Source organism: Sandaracinobacter sp. T42, from assembly GCF_059115405.1.
Genome location: NZ_CM181101.1, coordinates 1,718,944 through 1,736,031, shown reverse-complemented (window position 1 = coordinate 1,736,031; position 17,088 = coordinate 1,718,944). Strand labels below are relative to the sequence as shown.

At 64.7% G+C, this 17,088-nt stretch carries 17 protein-coding genes; all 17 read right to left on the bottom strand.

Going from position 1 to position 17,088, the window contains the following annotated elements:
- Position 1: 1 nt before the first annotated feature.
- Positions 2-2,011, bottom strand: coding sequence for an NADH-quinone oxidoreductase subunit L (gene nuoL, locus ACW9TV_RS08410; RefSeq protein ID WP_494305067.1), 2,010 nt, complete (start codon positions 2,009-2,011; stop codon positions 2-4).
- A 1-nt stretch (position 2,012) separates the two neighbouring features.
- Positions 2,013-2,318: an NADH-quinone oxidoreductase subunit NuoK gene (nuoK, locus tag ACW9TV_RS08405; protein WP_494303034.1), complete on the bottom strand. Its 306-nt coding sequence runs from the start codon at positions 2,316-2,318 to the stop codon at positions 2,013-2,015.
- Complete coding sequence (locus ACW9TV_RS08400; RefSeq protein WP_494303033.1) at positions 2,315-2,950, bottom strand: NADH-quinone oxidoreductase subunit J; 636 nt, start codon at positions 2,948-2,950, stop codon at positions 2,315-2,317. Before ACW9TV_RS08400 ends, nuoK begins: the two co-directional genes overlap by 4 nt.
- A gap of 53 nt (positions 2,951-3,003) precedes the next feature.
- Positions 3,004-3,489, bottom strand: a complete 486-nt coding sequence (gene nuoI, locus ACW9TV_RS08395) for an NADH-quinone oxidoreductase subunit NuoI (RefSeq protein ID WP_374390442.1) — start codon at positions 3,487-3,489, stop codon at positions 3,004-3,006.
- Positions 3,486-4,541 (bottom strand): NADH-quinone oxidoreductase subunit NuoH, encoded by a 1,056-nt coding sequence (gene nuoH / locus ACW9TV_RS08390; protein ID WP_494303032.1) that lies wholly within the window; start codon positions 4,539-4,541, stop codon positions 3,486-3,488. The genes nuoI and nuoH overlap by 4 nt, the downstream gene beginning before the upstream one ends.
- 1 nt (position 4,542) lies before the next feature.
- Positions 4,543-6,579 carry an NADH-quinone oxidoreductase subunit NuoG gene (nuoG, locus tag ACW9TV_RS08385; protein WP_494303031.1) on the bottom strand — a complete coding sequence of 679 codons (2,037 nt, stop codon included), beginning with the start codon at positions 6,577-6,579 and terminating at the stop codon, positions 4,543-4,545.
- Between the two features lie 3 nt (positions 6,580-6,582).
- Complete coding sequence (nuoF, locus tag ACW9TV_RS08380) at positions 6,583-7,890, bottom strand: NADH-quinone oxidoreductase subunit NuoF (RefSeq protein ID WP_494303030.1); 1,308 nt, start codon at positions 7,888-7,890, stop codon at positions 6,583-6,585.
- Positions 7,880-8,506 (bottom strand): NADH-quinone oxidoreductase subunit NuoE, encoded by a 627-nt coding sequence (gene nuoE, locus ACW9TV_RS08375; RefSeq protein ID WP_494303029.1) that lies wholly within the window; start codon positions 8,504-8,506, stop codon positions 7,880-7,882. Before nuoE ends, nuoF begins: the two co-directional genes overlap by 11 nt.
- Positions 8,503-9,738: an NADH-quinone oxidoreductase subunit D gene (locus ACW9TV_RS08370; protein WP_494303028.1), complete on the bottom strand. Its 1,236-nt coding sequence runs from the start codon at positions 9,736-9,738 to the stop codon at positions 8,503-8,505. Before ACW9TV_RS08370 ends, nuoE begins: the two co-directional genes overlap by 4 nt.
- A complete protein-coding gene (locus ACW9TV_RS08365; protein ID WP_494303027.1) occupies positions 9,735-10,361 on the bottom strand; it encodes an NADH-quinone oxidoreductase subunit C in 627 nt (208 codons plus the stop codon). Before ACW9TV_RS08365 ends, ACW9TV_RS08370 begins: the two co-directional genes overlap by 4 nt.
- 4 nt (positions 10,362-10,365) lie before the next feature.
- Positions 10,366-10,869 carry a NuoB/complex I 20 kDa subunit family protein gene (locus tag ACW9TV_RS08360; protein WP_494305066.1) on the bottom strand — a complete coding sequence of 168 codons (504 nt, stop codon included), beginning with the start codon at positions 10,867-10,869 and terminating at the stop codon, positions 10,366-10,368.
- 47 nt (positions 10,870-10,916) lie between these two features.
- Positions 10,917-11,303 (bottom strand): NADH-quinone oxidoreductase subunit A, encoded by a 387-nt coding sequence (ndhC, locus tag ACW9TV_RS08355; protein WP_494305065.1) that lies wholly within the window; start codon positions 11,301-11,303, stop codon positions 10,917-10,919.
- Positions 11,304-11,562: 259 nt separating this feature from the next.
- Complete coding sequence (locus ACW9TV_RS08350; protein ID WP_494303026.1) at positions 11,563-12,360, bottom strand: inositol monophosphatase family protein; 798 nt, start codon at positions 12,358-12,360, stop codon at positions 11,563-11,565.
- Between the two features lie 114 nt (positions 12,361-12,474).
- Entirely contained in the window at positions 12,475-13,038 is a 564-nt protein-coding gene (gene efp / locus ACW9TV_RS08345) for an elongation factor P (protein ID WP_494303025.1), read from the bottom strand.
- Positions 13,039-13,195: 157 nt separating this feature from the next.
- A complete protein-coding gene (locus ACW9TV_RS08340) occupies positions 13,196-15,310 on the bottom strand; it encodes a M3 family metallopeptidase (RefSeq protein ID WP_494303024.1) in 2,115 nt (704 codons plus the stop codon).
- Between the two features lie 66 nt (positions 15,311-15,376).
- A complete protein-coding gene (gene thiE, locus ACW9TV_RS08335) occupies positions 15,377-16,072 on the bottom strand; it encodes a thiamine phosphate synthase (RefSeq protein WP_494303023.1) in 696 nt (231 codons plus the stop codon).
- A gap of 91 nt (positions 16,073-16,163) precedes the next feature.
- Positions 16,164-17,078 (bottom strand): class I fructose-bisphosphate aldolase, encoded by a 915-nt coding sequence (locus ACW9TV_RS08330; protein ID WP_494303022.1) that lies wholly within the window; start codon positions 17,076-17,078, stop codon positions 16,164-16,166.
- Positions 17,079-17,088 lie beyond the last annotated feature (10 nt).

Genomic DNA, 17,088 nt, shown 5'->3' with positions numbered 1-17,088 from the left:
CTCACCGGACCATGAACCATGTTGCAAAGGCAGCGACACCGATCAGCATCACCAGCGCATAGGAATAGACGAGACCCGTCTGGAACCGCTTCGCCACCACGGCGCCCGAAGCGACCACCGCAGACAGGCCGTCCGGCCCGAAGCGGTCGATCGTGCCCTGGTCGCCCGCCCGCCAGAATAGGCGGCCCAGCCACAGCGCTGGCTTCACGAAGATCGCCCGGTACAGCTCGTCGAAATACCATTTGTTGTAGAGGAAGGCGTGCAGATGCTTCCACTGCGCCTTGAACCGGTCGGAGAAGCCCGGATTGCGGATATAGACCAGCCAGGCGATGGCAAGGCCGGTCAGCATCACGATGGCCGGCGCCCAGTGCACCAGCGCGGGCACATGATGCAGGCTTTCGAAGAAGGCCCCGTCATGCACGATGGTCCCGCGCCAGAAGGCCTGCTCCGCCCCGCCCACGAACCAGTCGTTGAAGATGGCGCCGGCGAACAGGGCGCCGAAGCCCAGCACGCCCAGCGGCACCAGCATCGGAACCGGGCTTTCGTGCGGGTGATAGCCGCCCGTGCCGGTTGCGGCATGGCCATGATCATCATGCCCGTGATCAGCATGCCCATGCTCCGAATGATCCTCATGCAGCGCATGGCGGACATGCTCCGACTGCACCCAGCGGGCTTCGCCGAAGAAGGTCTTGAAGATCAGCCGCCAGCTGTAGAAGCTGGTCAGCAGGGCCGAGAAGATGCCGACGAAGAAGGCCACGCGCCCGGCTTCCGAGCCGCGTTCCCAGGCCGCGAACAACACCGCGTCCTTCGAGAAATAGCCCGAGGTATAGTTCACGCCGGTGATGGCGATGGTGCCGATCAGCATGGCCGCAAACGTCAGCGGGATCGCCTTCCTGAGCGCGCCATAATAGCGCATGTCCTGCTCATGGTGCATCGCATGGATCACCGAGCCCGCGCCCAGGAACAGCAGCGCCTTGAAGAAGGCGTGGGTGAACAGGTGGAACATCGCCGCGCCATAGGCGCCGACACCGGCCGCGAAGAACATGAAGCCCAGTTGCGAGCAGGTGGAATAGGCGATCACCCGCTTGATGTCGTGCTGCGTCGTCGCGACCGTCGCGGCGAAGATCGCCGTCAGCGCGCCAACATAGGTCACGACGGTGGATGCGGTCGGGCTCGCATCGAACAGCGGAGACATGCGGCACACCAGGAACACGCCGGCCGTCACCATGGTGGCCGCGTGGATCAGCGCGGAAACCGGCGTCGGCCCTTCCATCGCATCGGGCAGCCAGGTGTGCAGCGGCACCTGGGCGGATTTGCCCATCGCGCCCACGAACAGCAACAACGCGATCGTGGTGATCGCATCCACCTGATACCCTAGGAAGGTGAAGGTCGCGCCCTTGGCCAGCGGCACACCCTGCAGGATGGTGTCGATGTCCACCGTGCCGAACAGCATGAACAGGCCGAAAATGCCCAGCATGAAGCCGAAATCGCCCACGCGGTTCACCACGAACGCCTTGATCGCGGCCGCCCAGGCAGAGGGTTTCTTGTACCAGAAGCCGATCAGCAGGTACGAGGCGAGGCCAACGCCTTCCCAGCCGAAGAAGATCTGCACCAGATTGTCGGCCGTCACCAGCATCAGCATGGCGAAGGTGAACAGGGACAGATAGGCAAAGAAGCGGGGCTGATCCGGATCTTCGGCCATATAGCCCCAGCTGTAGAGGTGAACGAGCGCCGAGACCGAGGTGATGACGACGAGCATCACGCCCGTCAGGATGTCCACCTTGAGCGTCCAGTTCACGGCCAGATCGCCGCTGGTGAACCATTCGGCCACCACATGATCCTGTGCGGGGGCGCCGCCGATCAGGCCGATGAAGATCACCCACGCCAGCGCGCAGCTGATGAACAGCGCGCCGGTGGTCACGACCTTGGCGGCGGTGTTGCCGATCGCCCGGTTGCCGATGCCGGCAATCAGGAAGGCGAGAAGGGGAAGGAAGACGAGAGCCTGGATCATGTCAGCCACGCATCTGGCGGACATCATCGACAGCGATGGTCCCGCGGTTCCGGAAATAGATGACGAGGATGGCAAGGCCGATGGCGGCCTCGCCCGCGGCGACCGTAAGGACGAACATGGCGAAGATCTGCCCCACCAGGTCGTTCAGGAACACCGAAAAGGCAACGAAGTTGATGTTCACCGCCAGCAGGATCAGTTCCACCGACATCAGGATGACGATGATGTTCTTGCGGTTGATGAAGATACCGAACACGCCCAGCGTGAACAGGATCGCTCCAACCGTCAGGTAATGGCCGATGCCGATCACTTGACGCCTCCATCCGTGTCGACGCCGGCGCCGATGGCCGGCCTTGTGATGGTAACGGCGGAAGCCGGCGTGCGGGCGTTCTGCGCCGCAACGTCCTGCCGCCGCACACCCGGCCGCCGCCTCAGCGTCAGCACGATGGCGCCGATCATGGCGACCAGCAGGATCATGCCCGCCATCTGGAAGATGAAGACATAGTCCGTGTACAGGATCGTGCCGATCGCCTGCGTGTTGGAAAGGTTCGCCTCGACCGGCGGCTTCGGCGCCATCCGGGCGCCCGTCACCATGTCGCCGAAGGCCCAGGCGCCGGCCACCAGCACCAGTTCCACCGCCAGGATCAGCGCCAGCAGCATGCCGAACGGCAGGTAGCGCGCGAAACCGGCCCGCATCTCGGTGAAGTCGATGTCCAGCATCATCACCACGAACAGGAAGAGCACGGCGACCGCGCCCACATAGACGATCACCAGGATCATCGCGATGAATTCCGCCCCGATTACCAGGAACAGCCCCGCCGCGTTGAAGAAGGCAAGGATGAGCCACAGCACGGAGTGCACCGGGTTCTTCGCAAGGATCACCATCAGCCCGGAGGCCACGACGACGGTTGCGAACAGATAGAAGATGGTGGCCTGTATCACGGCTGAGCGCGGCCCCTGTTGGAAAGAGTCATGATGGAAAGCCCCGGCAGCCGTTAGCGATAGGGGGCGTCGGCGGCAAGGTTCGCCGCGATCGCCCGTTCCCAGCGCTCGCCATTCGCGAGCAGCCTGTCCTTGTCGTACATCAGCTCCTCGCGGGTTTCGGTTGCGAACTCGAAATTCGGCCCCTCGACGATGGCGTCCACCGGGCAGGCCTCCTGGCAGAGGCCGCAATAGATGCACTTCGTCATGTCGATGTCGTAGCGGGTCGTCCGCCGCGAACCGTCAGCGCGCGGCTCCGCCTCGATGGTGATTGCCTGCGCCGGGCACACGGCTTCGCACAGCTTGCAGGCGATGCAGCGCTCTTCCCCGTTGGGGTAGCGGCGCAGCGCATGCTCACCCCGGAAGCGCGGGCTGATCGGCCCCTTTTCATAGGGATAGTTCACCGTCCGCGTCGGCTTGAACATGTAGCTGAAGGTCAACGCATGACCACGGATGAACTCCAGCAGCAACAGCGACTTGGCAGCCTGAAGGATGCTCATGCAGCCCCTCCTGAAAAATGGCCGGTAAAGACGAGCCAGCCCGACACCAGCACCACCCAGAACAGCGAGAGCGGAAGGAACACCTTCCAGCCAAGCCGCATCAGCTGGTCATAACGATACCTCGGCACCGTCGCCTTCACCCAGGCGAACACGAAGAACATGAAGACGATCTTGGCGAACAACCACACAAGGCCGGGCACATGATAGAGCGGCGCCCAGTTCACCGGCGGCAGATAGCCCCCCAGGAACAGGATGCTCGTCAGCGCGCACATCAGCAGGATGTTCATATATTCGCCCAGGAAGAACAGGGCGAAGGTCATCGAGGAATATTCGATCTGGTAACCGGCAACGAGTTCGGATTCCGCTTCCGGAAGGTCGAACGGCGGCCGGTTGGTTTCCGCCAGCGCGGAGATCAGGAACACCACCGCCATCGGCAGCAGCAACGGGTTGAAGATGTTGCCGTTCAGGATGCCGAAGATGTTGCCGCGCTGGCTTTCCACGATATCGGTCAGGTTGAAGCTGGAAGCGTAAAGCACCACCGTCACGATCACGAAGCCGATGGACACTTCGTAGGAAACCATCTGCGCGGCAGACCGCAGCCCGCCCAGGAACGGGTATTTGGAGTTCGACGCCCAGCCCGACATGATGATGCCGTAAACGCCCATGGACGACACCGCGAACAGGAACAGCAGGCCCACGTTGATGTCGGCCAGCACCCAGCCCGCGTCGAACGGAATCACCGCCCAGGCAACCAGCGCCAGCACGAAGGTGATGACGGGCGCGATGAAGAACACGCCCTTGTTCGCGCCCGAAGGCACGATGGTTTCCTTCAGGAACAGCTTCAGGCCATCCGCGAATGGCTGGAAGATGCCGATGGGGCCCACCACGTTCGGCCCCCGCCGCAGCATCATCGCCGCCCACACCTTGCGGTCCACCCAGGTCGCCAGCGCCATGCACAGCATGACCGGCAGCGCGATCAGCAGGATGAAGATCAGGTGCGCGACGAACCAGCCGAAACCGGTGCCCAGCCAGGATTGGAAGAATTCGACCATCTTACTCCGCAGCCTCCAGCCCAGCCGCGGAGCGGCTTTCAAGATCGGACGCCACGCGGCCTTCGATGATTTCCGCCACGCAGGCCCGCATGGTTGGGCTGGCGCGCAGGATCGGATTGGAGCTGTAGAAATCCGTGGCGCGCGGCTTCGACGGCCCGGAAGGCTTCCCTGCCTTCGGCGCCCCGACTTCCCACGCTGCCGTCGTCAGCCCTTCGCGGGCCAGCTCCGGCCACTCCGTCGCGATGCGCGCGCGCAACTGGTCCGCATTGTCATAGCCAAGGGTGATGCCCAGCACATCGGCCAGCGCGCGGAAGATCGTCCAGTCCTCGCGCGCCTCGCCCGGCGGGAAGGTGGCGCGGAACGCGCGCTGAACACGCCCTTCCATGTTCACGAAGGTGCCCGGCTTTTCCGCCCAGGCCGCGCCAGGCAGAATGATGTCGGCGACAGCCGCGCCGCGATCGCCATGGCTGCCCACATAGATCTTCACCGCGCCCCCGAACGGCGCCAGCGCCACTTCGTCCACGCCCAGCAGCAACAGCACCTTGGGCGGATTCTGCTGAAGCGGCTCAAGCCCCTCGCCCACCCAGCCTGTCGTCATCGCACCCACGCGCGACGCCGCCGTGTGCAGGATGTTGAAGCCGTTCCAGCCGTCCTTCACGAACCGGCCGGACAGCGCATGGGCAGCCGCCAGAACCTCCGCGCTGGCGTTGCGGCTGCCGATCAGCAGCGCGGGCCGCTCGGCCGCGGTCAGCGCGTCCGCCAGCTCTGCGGGCAGGTCCGCCAGCAGGCCCAAATCGTCGCCCAGTTCCGTCAGCGCATAAGCCGGCGTGCTGCCCGCGCCGATGCGAAAAACCTTCGCGCCACGCCTGCGCACCGCTTTCAGGATTCGGCTGTTCACCAGCGGCGCGTCCAGCCGGGGGTCGCAACCCACCAGCAGGATCAGGTCGGCGGTCTCCATCCCCGCGATCGTCGTGTTGAAGCGCCAGTGCGCCGCCGGGCCTTCATAGGCCGCGCCGTCGGTGCGGCATTCCAGTCGGGTCGCGCCAAGGCCCGTCAGCAGGTCCTTCGCGGCCACCAGATCCTCGACTGCGCACAGATCACCCGCCAGCGCGGCGATGTCCTGGCCTGCCACGACTGCCAGCGCCTTCTTCACAGCCTCGAACGCCTGCGTCCAGCTGGCGGGCTGCAACTCGCCGTTCACGCGCACCCAGGGGCGGTCGAGACGCTGTTCCTTCAGGCCGTCCACCGCAAACCGGCCGGTATCAGCCAGCCATTCCTCGTTCACATCATCGTTCAGGCGCGGCGTCGCGCGGATCACCTCCGCGGTGCGGCTGTGCAGCGTGATGTTCGCGCCCACGGCGTCCATCACGTCGATCGAATCGTTCCGTTTCAGTTCCCACGGGCGATAGTGGAAGGCCGTGGGCTTGGAGGTCAGCGCGCCGACCGGGCACAGATCGATCACATTGCCCGAAAGCTCGCTCGTCACCGCCTGCTCCAGGAAGCTGGTGATCTGCATGTTCTCGCCGCGATACAGCGCGCCGATCTCGTTGGTGCCGGCAACTTCCTCGGTGAAGCGCACGCAGCGGGTGCAATGGATGCACCGTGTCATCACCGTCTTCACCAGCGGGCCCATGTACTTTTCGGTGACGGCGCGCTTGTTCTCGTCGAAGCGGCTGCCGCCCCGGCCATAGGCCATGGCCTGGTCCTGAAGGTCACACTCGCCGCCCTGGTCGCAGATCGGACAATCCAGCGGGTGGTTGATGAGGAGGAACTCCATCACCCCTTCGCGCGCCTTCTTCACCATCGGGCTGTCGGTCAGGATCACCTGCCCTTCAGCGGCCGGCAAGGCGCAACTGGCCTGCGGCTTGGGTGGGCCGGGCGAAACCTGCACCAGGCACATGCGGCAGTTGCCTGCGATGGACAGCCGCTCATGATAGCAGAAACGCGGGATTTCCTTGCCGGCCGCTTCGCAGGCCTGCATCACCGTGGCGCCCGAGGGCACCTCAACTTCGATCCCGTCTACGGTTACCTTGGGCATTTCTTACTCCGCCGCCTGCGGCAGTTCGGGCACCACGGCAAAACCGCGACGCTTCGCAATTCGGGATTCAATTTCCGGCCGGAAGTGCCGGATCAGGCCCTGGATGGGCCAGGCAGCCGCATCGCCCAGCGCGCAGATGGTGTGGCCTTCCACCTGGGTGGTCACTTCCAGCAGCAGGTCGATTTCCGAAGGCTCGGCATCGCCCGTCACCAGCCGCTCCATCACCCGCCACATCCAGCCGGTGCCTTCGCGGCAGGGCGTGCACTGGCCGCAGCTCTCATGCTTGTAGAAGTAGGACAGGCGGGCGATCGCGCGCACGATGTCGGTGGACTTGTCCATCACGATCACCGCCGCCGTGCCCAAGCCGGATTTCAGTTCGCGCAGGCCATCGAAATCCATCGGCGCGTCGATGATCTGGTGCGCGGGCACCAGCGGCACAGACGATCCGCCCGGGATCACCGCCAGCAGATTGTCCCAGCCGCCGCGAATGCCGCCACAGTGGGTCTCGATCAGTTCGCGGAACGGCACGCTCATGGCGTCTTCCACCACGCACGGCTTGTTCACATGGCCGGAAATCTGGAACAGCTTGGTGCCCTGGTTGTTCGGCCGGCCGATGGCCGCGAACCAGTCCGGCCCCCGCCGCAGGATGGTGGGCACCACCGCGATCGATTCCACATTGTTCACCGTGGTGGGGCAGCCATAGAGGCCGGCGCCGGCCGGGAACGGGGGCTTCAGGCGCGGCTGGCCCTTCTTCCCCTCAAGGCTCTCGATCATCGCGGTTTCTTCACCGCAGATATAGGCCCCGCCGCCCCGGTGAACGAACACGTCGAAGTCATAGCCGGAGCCACAGGCGTTCTTGCCGATGAAACCCTTGGCATAGGCTTCCTCGACGGCGGCAAACAGCACCTCCGCCTCGCGGATATATTCGCCGCGGATGTAGATATAGGCCGCACGGGCCCGGATCGCGTAGCCCGCGATCAGCGCGCCCTCGATCAGCTTGTGCGGATCATGGCGGATGATCTCCCGGTCCTTGCAGCTTCCGGGCTCGGATTCGTCGGCGTTCACCACCAGGAAGCTGGGGCGCCCGTCCTTGCTCTCCTTCGGCATGAAGCTCCACTTCGTGCCTGTGGAAAAGCCCGCGCCGCCCCGCCCGCGAAGGCCCGAATCCTTCACCTGCTGGATGATCGTGTCCTGCCCGCGCGCCAGCAGTTCCTTCGTGCCCGCCCAGTCCCCGCGCTTCAGGGCATGTTCGATCCCCCACGGCTGGAAGCCATAGAGGTTGGTGAAGATTCGATCGGAATCAGCCAGCATGGGCGACATCCTTCAGGCTGGTCGGGCCGCCTTCGGGGCAGCTGGCCGTGCGGCCGATCTGGCTGCCCGCCTTCGGCGTGCGCCCGGCGATCAGATCCTCCAGGATCGCCGTCATCGTCTCGTAGGTCAGGTCTTCGAAATTGTCGTCGTTGATCTGCACCATCGGCGCATTGGCGCAGGCGCCCAGGCATTCCACCTCGGTCAGGGTGAACAGGCCGTCGCTCGTCACTTCGCCCTTCTTCAGCCCCTTGTCGGCGCAGGCGCGCAGCACGTCGTCAGACCCGCGCAGCATGCACGGCGTGGTGCCGCACACCTGCACATGGAAGCGGCCCACGGGCTTCAGATTGTACATGGTGTAGAAGGTGGCGACTTCCATCGCCCGGATGATCGGCATGCCGATCTGCGCCGCAACGAACTCGATCACCGGCAACGGCAGCCAGGCCACGCCGGTCATGTCCTTCACCTGATACTGCGCCAGCCACAAAAGCGGCATGATCGCGCTGTTCTCACGCCCCTTGGGATAGCGGCCGATGATGCGCTCCGCCTCAACGGCATTGGCATCCGTCCACTTGAAGTCCTTGAAATCCCGAGAGATGTCCACAATCGCTCCGCTCACCGGTCAACTTCCCCGAACACGATATCCAGCGATCCAAGAACCGCCGGGGCATCGGCCAGCATGTGCCCCTTCAGCAGGAAGTCCATCGCCTGCAGATGGCTCATCCCCGTCGCGCGGATGTGGCAGCGATAGGGCTTGTTGGTCCCGTCGCTCACCAGATAGATGCCGAACTCGCCCTTGGGGCTTTCGGTCGCGGCATAGACTTCGCCCGCCGGCACCTTGAACCCTTCGGTATACAGCTTGAAGTGATGGATCAGCGCTTCCATCGAGCGCTTCATCTCGCCCCGCTTCGGCGGCGAAACCTTGCGGTCCAGCGTGGAGACCGGCTCACCCTCGCAATGGGCCAGCCGGTTCAGGCACTGCTCGATCAGCCTCAGCGACTGGCGCATTTCCTCCATGCGCACCATCCACCGGTCATAGCAGTCACCGTTGTTGCCCACCGGCACGTCGAACTCCAGGTCGGCATAGCATTCATAGGGCTGGCTCTTGCGCAGATCCCAGGGAATGCCCGAACCGCGCAGGCAGGGGCCGGTGAAGCCCCAGGCGATCGCGTCCTTCGCGCTGATCACGCCGATGTCGACATTGCGCTGCTTGAAGATGCGGTTGTCGCCGGCCAGCGCCTGCACGTCGTCCAGCACCTTCGGGAACTTGGCCGCCCAGTCGCGGATATCCTCCGCCAGGCCCGCCGGCATGTCCTGGTGGACGCCGCCCGGGCGGAAATAGGCCGCATGCATCCGCGCGCCCGAAACCCGTTCCGAAAAGCGGTAGATGGCTTCCCGCTCCGCGAACAGCCACAGGATCGGGGTCAGCCCGCCCACGTCCATCACATGGGCGCCCACATTCATGATGTGGTTGGAAATGCGCGTCAGTTCGGCCCACAGCACACGGATCAGCTGGCCGCGCCTGGGCACCTCCACGCCCAGCAGCTTCTCGATGGCCAGCACATAGCTGTGCTCCATCGACATGGGGCTGCAGTAATCCAGCCGGTCCATGTAGGGCAGCGCCTGGAGGTAGGTCTTGTATTCGATCAGCTTCTCGGTGCCCCGGTGCAGCAGGCCGATGTGCGGGTCGCAACGCTCGATCAGCTCGCCGTCCAGCTCCATCACCAGGCGCAGCACGCCGTGCGCCGCCGGGTGCTGCGGCCCGAAATTGATCATGTAGTTCTGGATGCTGGTGTCGGCGGTGACCAGCGTGGGGTCCAGGATCAGTTCGCCGTCGAGAACTTCGGTCATGCCTGATCCCCTTCAGCGGCCTTCTCGTCACCGGGCAGCTTCCACTGCCCTTCCCACGGGCTCAGGAAATCGAAGCTGCGGAAATCCTGCTTCAGCTTCACCGGCTCATAGACGACGCGGCCCTGCTCTTCCGAATAGCGCAGCTCCACATGGCCGGTCAGCGGGAAGTCCTTGCGGAACGGATGGCCCTCGAAGCCATAGTCGGTCAGGATGCGGCGCAGGTCGGGGTTGCCCTCGAACAGCACACCGTAACAGTCCCACACCTCGCGCTCCAGCCAGCCGGCGTTCGGCCACAGGCTGGTGACGGACGGCACCGGCTTCACCTCGTCCGTCATCACCTTCACACGGATACGGCGATTGTGCGTCAGGCTCAGCAGGTGCCAGTTCACCTCCAGCCGCTCCTCGCGCTCCGGATAGTCGGCGCCGGCAATGTCCAGCAGCTGCTCATAGGAAAGATCAGGCGTGTCGCGCAGTTGCTGCAGCACCGAAGCGGCGGCCTCGCGGCTGACCAGCAGCGTCAGCTCGCCCACGCGCTCCGTCGCCTCGATCAGGTCCGCGCCAAGCACGGCGCGCGCCCGATCGGCGATGCCCTGGTTTCCGGGAATCTGGGGAAGATGCGACATCGGATTACCGCTCGAACGAGGACTGGCGGCGGATCTTCCGCTGCAGCGCCATGATGCCGTACAGAAGCGCCTCGGCGGTCGGCGGGCAGCCGGGCACATAGATATCCACCGGCACGATGCGGTCGCAGCCGCGCACCACAGAATAGCTGTAGTGGTAATATCCACCACCGTTGGCGCAGCTGCCCATGGAAATCACATAGCGCGGCTCGGGCATCTGATCGTAAACGCGACGCAGCGCCGGGGCCATCTTGTTGCACAGCGTGCCGGCCACGATCATCACGTCAGACTGGCGCGGAGACGCGCGCGGCGCGGCGCCGAACCGCTCCATGTCCCAGTCGGGCATGGATGCGTGCATCATCTCGACCGCGCAGCAGGCGAGCCCGAACGTCATCCACCAGAGCGAGCCGGTGCGCGCCCAGGTCGTCAGATCCTCAAGGCTGGCGACAAGGAAACCCTTGTTCGACAGCTCTGCGTTCACGTCCGCGAAAAACTGGTCCTGCCGGACCATGTCACGCGAAAGCGGCGAGCCGTCCGGGCTGATGAGAGTGGTGCTGCTCATTCCCAATCCAGCGCCCCCTTCTTCCATTCATAGATGAAACCGATGGTAAGGACGCCCAGGAACAGCATCATCGACCCCCAGGCGAAATGAAGCTCGGGCCCCATGTGCGCCAGGCTGACGGCCCAGGGGAACAGGAAGGCGACTTCCAGATCGAAGATGATGAACAGGATCGAAACCAGGTAGAAGCGCACATCGAACTGGCCACGCGCCGACGAGAAGGCGGGAAAACCGCTTTCATACTCGGTCAGCTTCTCGCCATAGGGCTTGTTGGTGCCGATCACGTTCGACACCAGCACAGGCAGCCCGGCGAAGGCCACCGCGAAGGCGATGGCAACACCAAAGAAAAGGAGAATCGGGAGATACTCCCGGCCGATGTCAGTCAGGTCGGACATGCCGCGTCTCTAGGCGCGGTCTCACGTCTCGGCAAGTGCGCGCTGCACCGCACAAGCAAGAGAAACGGCATGCCCGGGCCGCATTGCTGCCATGCCCGGGCCGCGCTTCACCGCCTGCCCAAGACGCGAGGACGGCCTGTCAGCACAGGCTGACAGGCCGGGACAATTTCAGGGGCAGGAATATAACAGGGCAAGCTGATGCAAACCCGCCAGCCCGCCGGGGCATGGGCGGCAGCGTTCAGGCCTGCGCCTAGCGAAGGGCGCCGGCCACCAGCCGGTGCAGGCGCGAATGCAGCACATCATTGGCCGCGATCAGCTCCCGGCGCTCGACCATCTTCTCACCGCCGCGGAAGTCGGAGACGAAACCGCCCGCTTCCTTCACCAGCAGCAGGCCGGCGCTGACGTCCCAGTGGCTGAGCCCCTGTTCCCAGAAACCGTCGAACCGGCCGGCGGCCACCCAGGCCAGATCCAGGCTTGCCGCCCCGAACCGGCGCACCCCGGCAACTTCCGGGATCACCTTGTTCAGGATCGTCTCGAACTGGTCCTGATCCCCATGGCCCTTGTAGGGGATGCCCGTCGCGATCAGGGCTTCGGAAAGGTCGCTCCGCCCGGAAACCCGCAGGCGGGCATTGTGAAGCCAGGCGCCGCGACCGCGTTCCGCCCAGAAGCTCTCGTCCGTCAGCGGCTGATACACCATCGCCGCAACCGGAACGCCCATATGCTCCACGCCGATGGAGATGGCGAAATGCGGGATGCCGTGCAGGAAGTTGGAGGTGCCATCCAGCGGGTCGATGATGAAGCGCGGCGAATTCTCCTCCTCGCCCGGGATCTCGCCGCCTTCTTCCAGCAGGAAGCCCCAGCCGGGGCGCGCCTTCTGCAGCTCCTCCAGCAGGGTGCGCTCGGACGCCTTGTCGGCCTGGCTCACGAAATCGGCCGGCCCCTTGCGCGAAACCTGCAACTGGCTGACTTCCCCGAAGTCACGGCGGAGGCGCGGGGCGGCCTTGCGGCACGCCCGCTCCATGACGGTGATGATGGCGGATTGCGACATGGGTATTTCCGTTCCGGTAGCCTCCCGCCGCCCCGCTCCCCCGCCCGACATCGTCATTCTTGGGGCGGTTGGGCGGGGGAGCGGGGCGGCGGGAGGGCGCTTCAGCGCAAAAAATCAGTCCGCCCGCCTCACATAGGCCTGCTCGTACACGTCCACGATGATGCGCGTGCCCGAACCGATATGCGGCGGCACCATCACGCGAACGCCGTTTTCCAGGATCGCGGGCTTGTAGCTGGATGAAGCGGTCTGGCCCTTCACCACCGCGTCGGCTTCCACGATCAGGGCTTCCACCTGCTCGGGCAGCTGCACGGAAATCGGGCGCTCGTCATACAGTTCCATCGTCACGTCCATGCCGTCCGTCAGGAAGGCGGCGGCATCGCCCAGCAGGTCGCGCGGCAGCGTCACCTGCTCGTAGCTGTCCTTGTCCATGAACACGAGGTTGTCGTCCTCGGCATAGAGATACTGGAAATCCTTGGTGTCGAGCCGCACGCGCTCCACCACTTCGGCGGAACGGAAGCGCACGTTCGTCTTCCGGCCGTCGATCAGGTTCTTCAGCTCCACCTGCATGTAGGCGCCACCCTTGCCCGGCTGGGTGTGCTGCGTCTTCACGGCGCGCCAGATGCCGCCTTCATATTCGATGATGTTGCCGGGACGAATGTCCACGCCGCTGATCTTCATGGGAATTCACCTGTGGTGCTGGAAAGAGCGAAATGTGCCGCGCCCTTAGCCGCTCGGGCGCAAAGTCTCAAGATACGCGCATGAAGAAGCCCCGCGAATGAAGAAAAGGGCGGACCCATGACGGGCCCGCCCCTTCCGGTTCCATACCAGCTTCGGGTTACTTCGCGGCGCCGTCCACGGGGAAACCGCGCTTCTTCAGCAGCGCCTTCACATCCGGATCGCGGCCCCGGAACGCGCGATAGGCGTCCGCCCGGTCGGTCTCGTTGCCGGTGGAAAGCAGGATGGTGCGGAAGCGGTCGGCCGTGGCCTTGTCCCAAACTGAGCCCGCCTCCTCGAACGCCGCCCAGGTGTCGGCGTCCATCGTTTCAGACCAGAGGTAGGAATAATAGCCAGCCGAATAGCTGTCGCCCGAGAAGAGATGGCTGAACTGCGGCAGCCGGTGGCGCATCACGATCTGCTTCGGCATCCCGATTGCGGCCAGCGTGTCGCGCTCGAACGCATCCGGGTCCACAACGCCATCCGCCAGCCGGTGAAGCTTCATGTCGATGATCGCCGAAGACAGGTAGGATACCGTCTTGTAGCCCTCGTTGAACGTCTGCGACTTCTCGATCCTGTCCACCAGGGCCTTGGGCATGGGTTCGCCCGTCTTGTAGTGCCGGGCGAACCTGTCCAGCACCTCGCGCGTCAGCAGCCAGTTCTCGTTCACCTGGCTTGGATACTCCACGAAATCGCGCGGGGTGTTTCCAAGGCCGGGATAGGTGATGTCCTGCAGGAAATAGTGGATGGCGTGTCCAAACTCGTGGAACAGCGTTTCGGCGTCGTCATAGCTGATCAGCACCGGTTCGCCGGCGCCGGGCTTGGCGAAATTGTTGTTGTTGGATGCCAGCACCGTCTGCGGCGTCGGGAACTTCCGCTGGCCGCGATAGGTTGTCATCCACGCGCCGGACCGCTTGCCGGTGCGGGCGAAATCGTCGCGATAGAACAGGCCGACATACCGGCCTTCCCGCGTCACTTCATAGACACGGACATCCGGGTGGAACACGGGGATCGTCCCCGTCACGTCCCTGAACGCCAGCCCGTAAAGCTGCCCGGCGGCCCAGTAGCTGGCCTGGATCATGTTGTTCAGCTCGAAATAGGGCTTGGTTTCCGCTTCAGAGAGGTCGTAGCGCGCCTTGCGCACCTTTTCCGCGAAATACAGATAATCCCAGGGTTCGATCGGGAACCCCGCGATCTTCTCCATGTCGGCCACTTCCTGGCCGACGCGGGCGACGGCCGGGCCCCACACGCGCATCATCAGATCTTCCGCGCGGGCCGGATCGACAGCCATCGTGTCGGCCATCCGCAGGTTGGCGTGGGTCGGATAGCCCAGAAGCCGCGCGCGCTCGGCGCGCAGCTTCACGATCTTCGCAATGGCGGCATTGGTGTCGTTGGCGTCGCCATTGTCCCCCCGGTTCACGAAGGCGCGCCACACGCGTTCACGCAGCGCCCGGTCGTCGGCGAAGGTCAGGATCGGATCCACGGCGGAACGAGTGTTGACGATCGCATAGCCGGGCAGCTTGCGCTCCTCAGCGGCGGCGCGGGCGGCCGATTTCACGCCGTCGGGGACGCCCTTCATCTCGGCCTCGGTGGCGGAAAGATGGGTTTCCTCGTCCGCCAGAAGCTTCTGGTTGAAATCCGTGAACAGCACGGCCAGTTCCTGGTTGATCGCGGCCAGCTTCACCTTGTCGGCGGGCGCCAGCTTCGCGCCACTGCGGACATATTCGGCATGCGTACGCTCCAGAAGGCGCAGTTGCATCGGGCTCAGCTTCTGCGTCGCGCGGGACTGGTACAGGGCGTCGATCCGCGCGAACAGCTTGGGATCCATCGCGATCTCGTCGCCCAGCGCGGCGAACCTGGGGCTCCAGTCCCGGTCAAGCGCCTGATAGGCCGGGCTGTTCATGTTCGAGGTCATCACATTGAACAGGCTGGCCACCTGGTTCAGGCTTTCGCCGCTGGCTTCCAGCGCCCCGATCACATTGTCGAACGTCGGCTGCGCGGGATTTTCCGCGATGGCGCGGATTTCGGCCCGCACCTTGTCGAACGCCACTTCAAACGCCGGCGGGAACATTTCCGGTGTCACCTTGTCCCATGGCGGCACGCCGCCATGCGGCCCCGTCCAGGGCTGCAGCAGGAAGGGAAGCTGGGCCGGCGCCGTCGTGGCGGCAGCTTGTGTCTGGGCCATCGCAGGGGTCACCATCATAAGGGCGGATGCAAGAAGCAGGAATGACTTCAAGGGAAGATCCCTTCGTTCGGATTTGGCAATGCCCGGTTGCTAGCCCGCCAGGGCACCCCGCGGCAATCAGGCTTTCGACGAACGGATTTCGTCGGCAAAGCGGCGTATGGCGCCGTCTGGCCCGTCAGGGGCGTTCCAGACCGCTCCGCTGACCGCCAAGAAATCCGCGCCAGCCCGCACCAGCGGCGCACAGTTTTCCACCGTGATCCCGCCGATCGCCACGCAGGGAATGGGCGAAAGCGCCGTCCACCAGGCCAGGATGTCGGGGGTGGCATGATGCGCCACCAGCTTGGTGTGGCTGGGATAAAAGGCGCCGAACGCCACATAGTTGGCCCCGGCTTCGCCGGCTTCCATGGCAAGATGCCGGCTGCCGTGGCAGGTCACGCCGATCTGCGCATCCCGGCCCAACAGGGCGCGCGCGGCTTCCACCGATCCGTCCTTCTGCCCCAGGTGCACGCCATCCGCCCCGGCTTCCTTCGCCAGATCGGCCCGGTCGTTCAGGATGAAGGCAACGTCCGCCGCCTGGCAGATCGGCAGCAGCCGCGCCGCCATCTTCAGGATCGCGGCATCGGAATGATCCTTCATCCGCAACTGATAGGCCGCAACGGGTCCGCCCGCCGCCAGCGCCGCCGAAAGCGCGGCGGCATGCACCTCGGGATCCGGCGACGGCGGGGAAACCAGATACAGCTGGCAGGGTGGCCGTACGTCCTCGATCCCCAGGAAGGCGGCGAAATCTTCCGGCGATGCGGGTTCGATCGCCATCGTCAGCGCGCCGCTGCCACGGGCAGGGCCCGGCCCTGCCCGCCCGGCATCCAGATCGGGCCAACGCCCTGCCGGCCTGCCGCAACCATTCTTATTCCTTGTTCAGATAGATGCGGATGATCCGGTCCAGCAGCTCCAATGCTTCGGCGCGCGGGCGCTGGAAGCTGTTGCGGCCGATGATCGAACCATTGCCGCCGCCATCGCGGATGTCGCGCGCGTCCTGATAGACAGCGTCCGACCCCTTGGCGGCCCCGCCGGAGAATACCACCAGGCGCCGGCCGTTGAAGCAGGCCTTCACCACATGCGCCACCCGGTCGGACTGCTTCGACCAGTCGGTGCCGGCATAGCTCTTCTTGGCATCTTCCTGCTCGATATGGTCGGACGGCAGCTTCACCTTGATGATGTGCGCGCCCAGCAGCGCCGCCATGTGTGCGGCATAGGCGCCCACGTCCAGCGCCAGCTCACCGGATTTCGGCAGCTTGCCGCCGCGCGGATAGCTCCAGATCACGGTGGCGATCCCAACCGACTTCGCTTCGGCCGACATCTCCTTGATCTCTTCCATCATGTCGAAGCAGTCCTCGCTGCCCGGATAGATGGTGAAGCCGATGGCCGAACAGCCCAGCCTGAGCGCATCGTCCACGCTGCCCGTCAGCGCCTGGTTCGCGCCGCCCGCCCAGCTGTTGGAGGAATTCACCTTCAGGATGGTGGGGATGGCGCCCGCGAACGTGTCCGCGCCCGCCTCGATCATGCCCAGAGGCGCCGCATAGGCGTTCAGGCCGGCATCCACGGCCAGCTGGAAGTGGTAGTGCGGGTCATAGCCGGGCGCATTCACCGCGAAGCTGCGCGCCGGGCCGTGTTCGAAGCCCTGGTCAACCGGCAGGATCACCATCTTGCCGGTGCCGCCCAGCCGGCCCGCCATCAGGATGCGGGCGAGGTTGGCCTTGGTGCCGGGGTTGTCGCTCTCGTAATTGTCGAGGATGCGCTTGACCGTCTTCGTGATCTTCATTCGCCAGCTC

Excerpts from the sequence above, each read along its gene's own strand:
- nuoL (WP_494305067.1), bottom strand. The coding sequence starts at position 2,011 with ATGATCCAGGCTCTCGTCTTCCTTCCCCTTCTCGCCTTCCTGATTGCC.
- nuoI (WP_374390442.1), bottom strand. The coding sequence starts at position 3,489 with ATGAGCATCCTTCAGGCTGCCAAGTCGCTGTTGCTGCTGGAGTTCATC.
- nuoH (WP_494303032.1), bottom strand. The coding sequence starts at position 4,541 with ATGGTCGAATTCTTCCAATCCTGGCTGGGCACCGGTTTCGGCTGGTTC.
- nuoG (WP_494303031.1), bottom strand. The coding sequence starts at position 6,579 with ATGCCCAAGGTAACCGTAGACGGGATCGAAGTTGAGGTGCCCTCGGGC.
- nuoF (WP_494303030.1), bottom strand. The coding sequence starts at position 7,890 with ATGCTGGCTGATTCCGATCGAATCTTCACCAACCTCTATGGCTTCCAG.
- ACW9TV_RS08370 (WP_494303028.1), bottom strand. The coding sequence starts at position 9,738 with ATGACCGAAGTTCTCGACGGCGAACTGATCCTGGACCCCACGCTGGTC.
- ACW9TV_RS08365 (WP_494303027.1), bottom strand. The coding sequence starts at position 10,361 with ATGTCGCATCTTCCCCAGATTCCCGGAAACCAGGGCATCGCCGATCGG.
- ACW9TV_RS08360 (WP_494305066.1), bottom strand. The coding sequence starts at position 10,869 with ATGGTCCGGCAGGACCAGTTTTTCGCGGACGTGAACGCAGAGCTGTCG.
- ACW9TV_RS08350 (WP_494303026.1), bottom strand. The coding sequence starts at position 12,360 with ATGTCGCAATCCGCCATCATCACCGTCATGGAGCGGGCGTGCCGCAAG.
- efp (WP_494303025.1), bottom strand. The coding sequence starts at position 13,038 with ATGAAGATCAGCGGCGTGGACATTCGTCCCGGCAACATCATCGAATAT.
- thiE (WP_494303023.1), bottom strand. The coding sequence starts at position 16,072 with ATGGCGATCGAACCCGCATCGCCGGAAGATTTCGCCGCCTTCCTGGGG.
- ACW9TV_RS08330 (WP_494303022.1), bottom strand. The coding sequence starts at position 17,078 with ATGAAGATCACGAAGACGGTCAAGCGCATCCTCGACAATTACGAGAGC.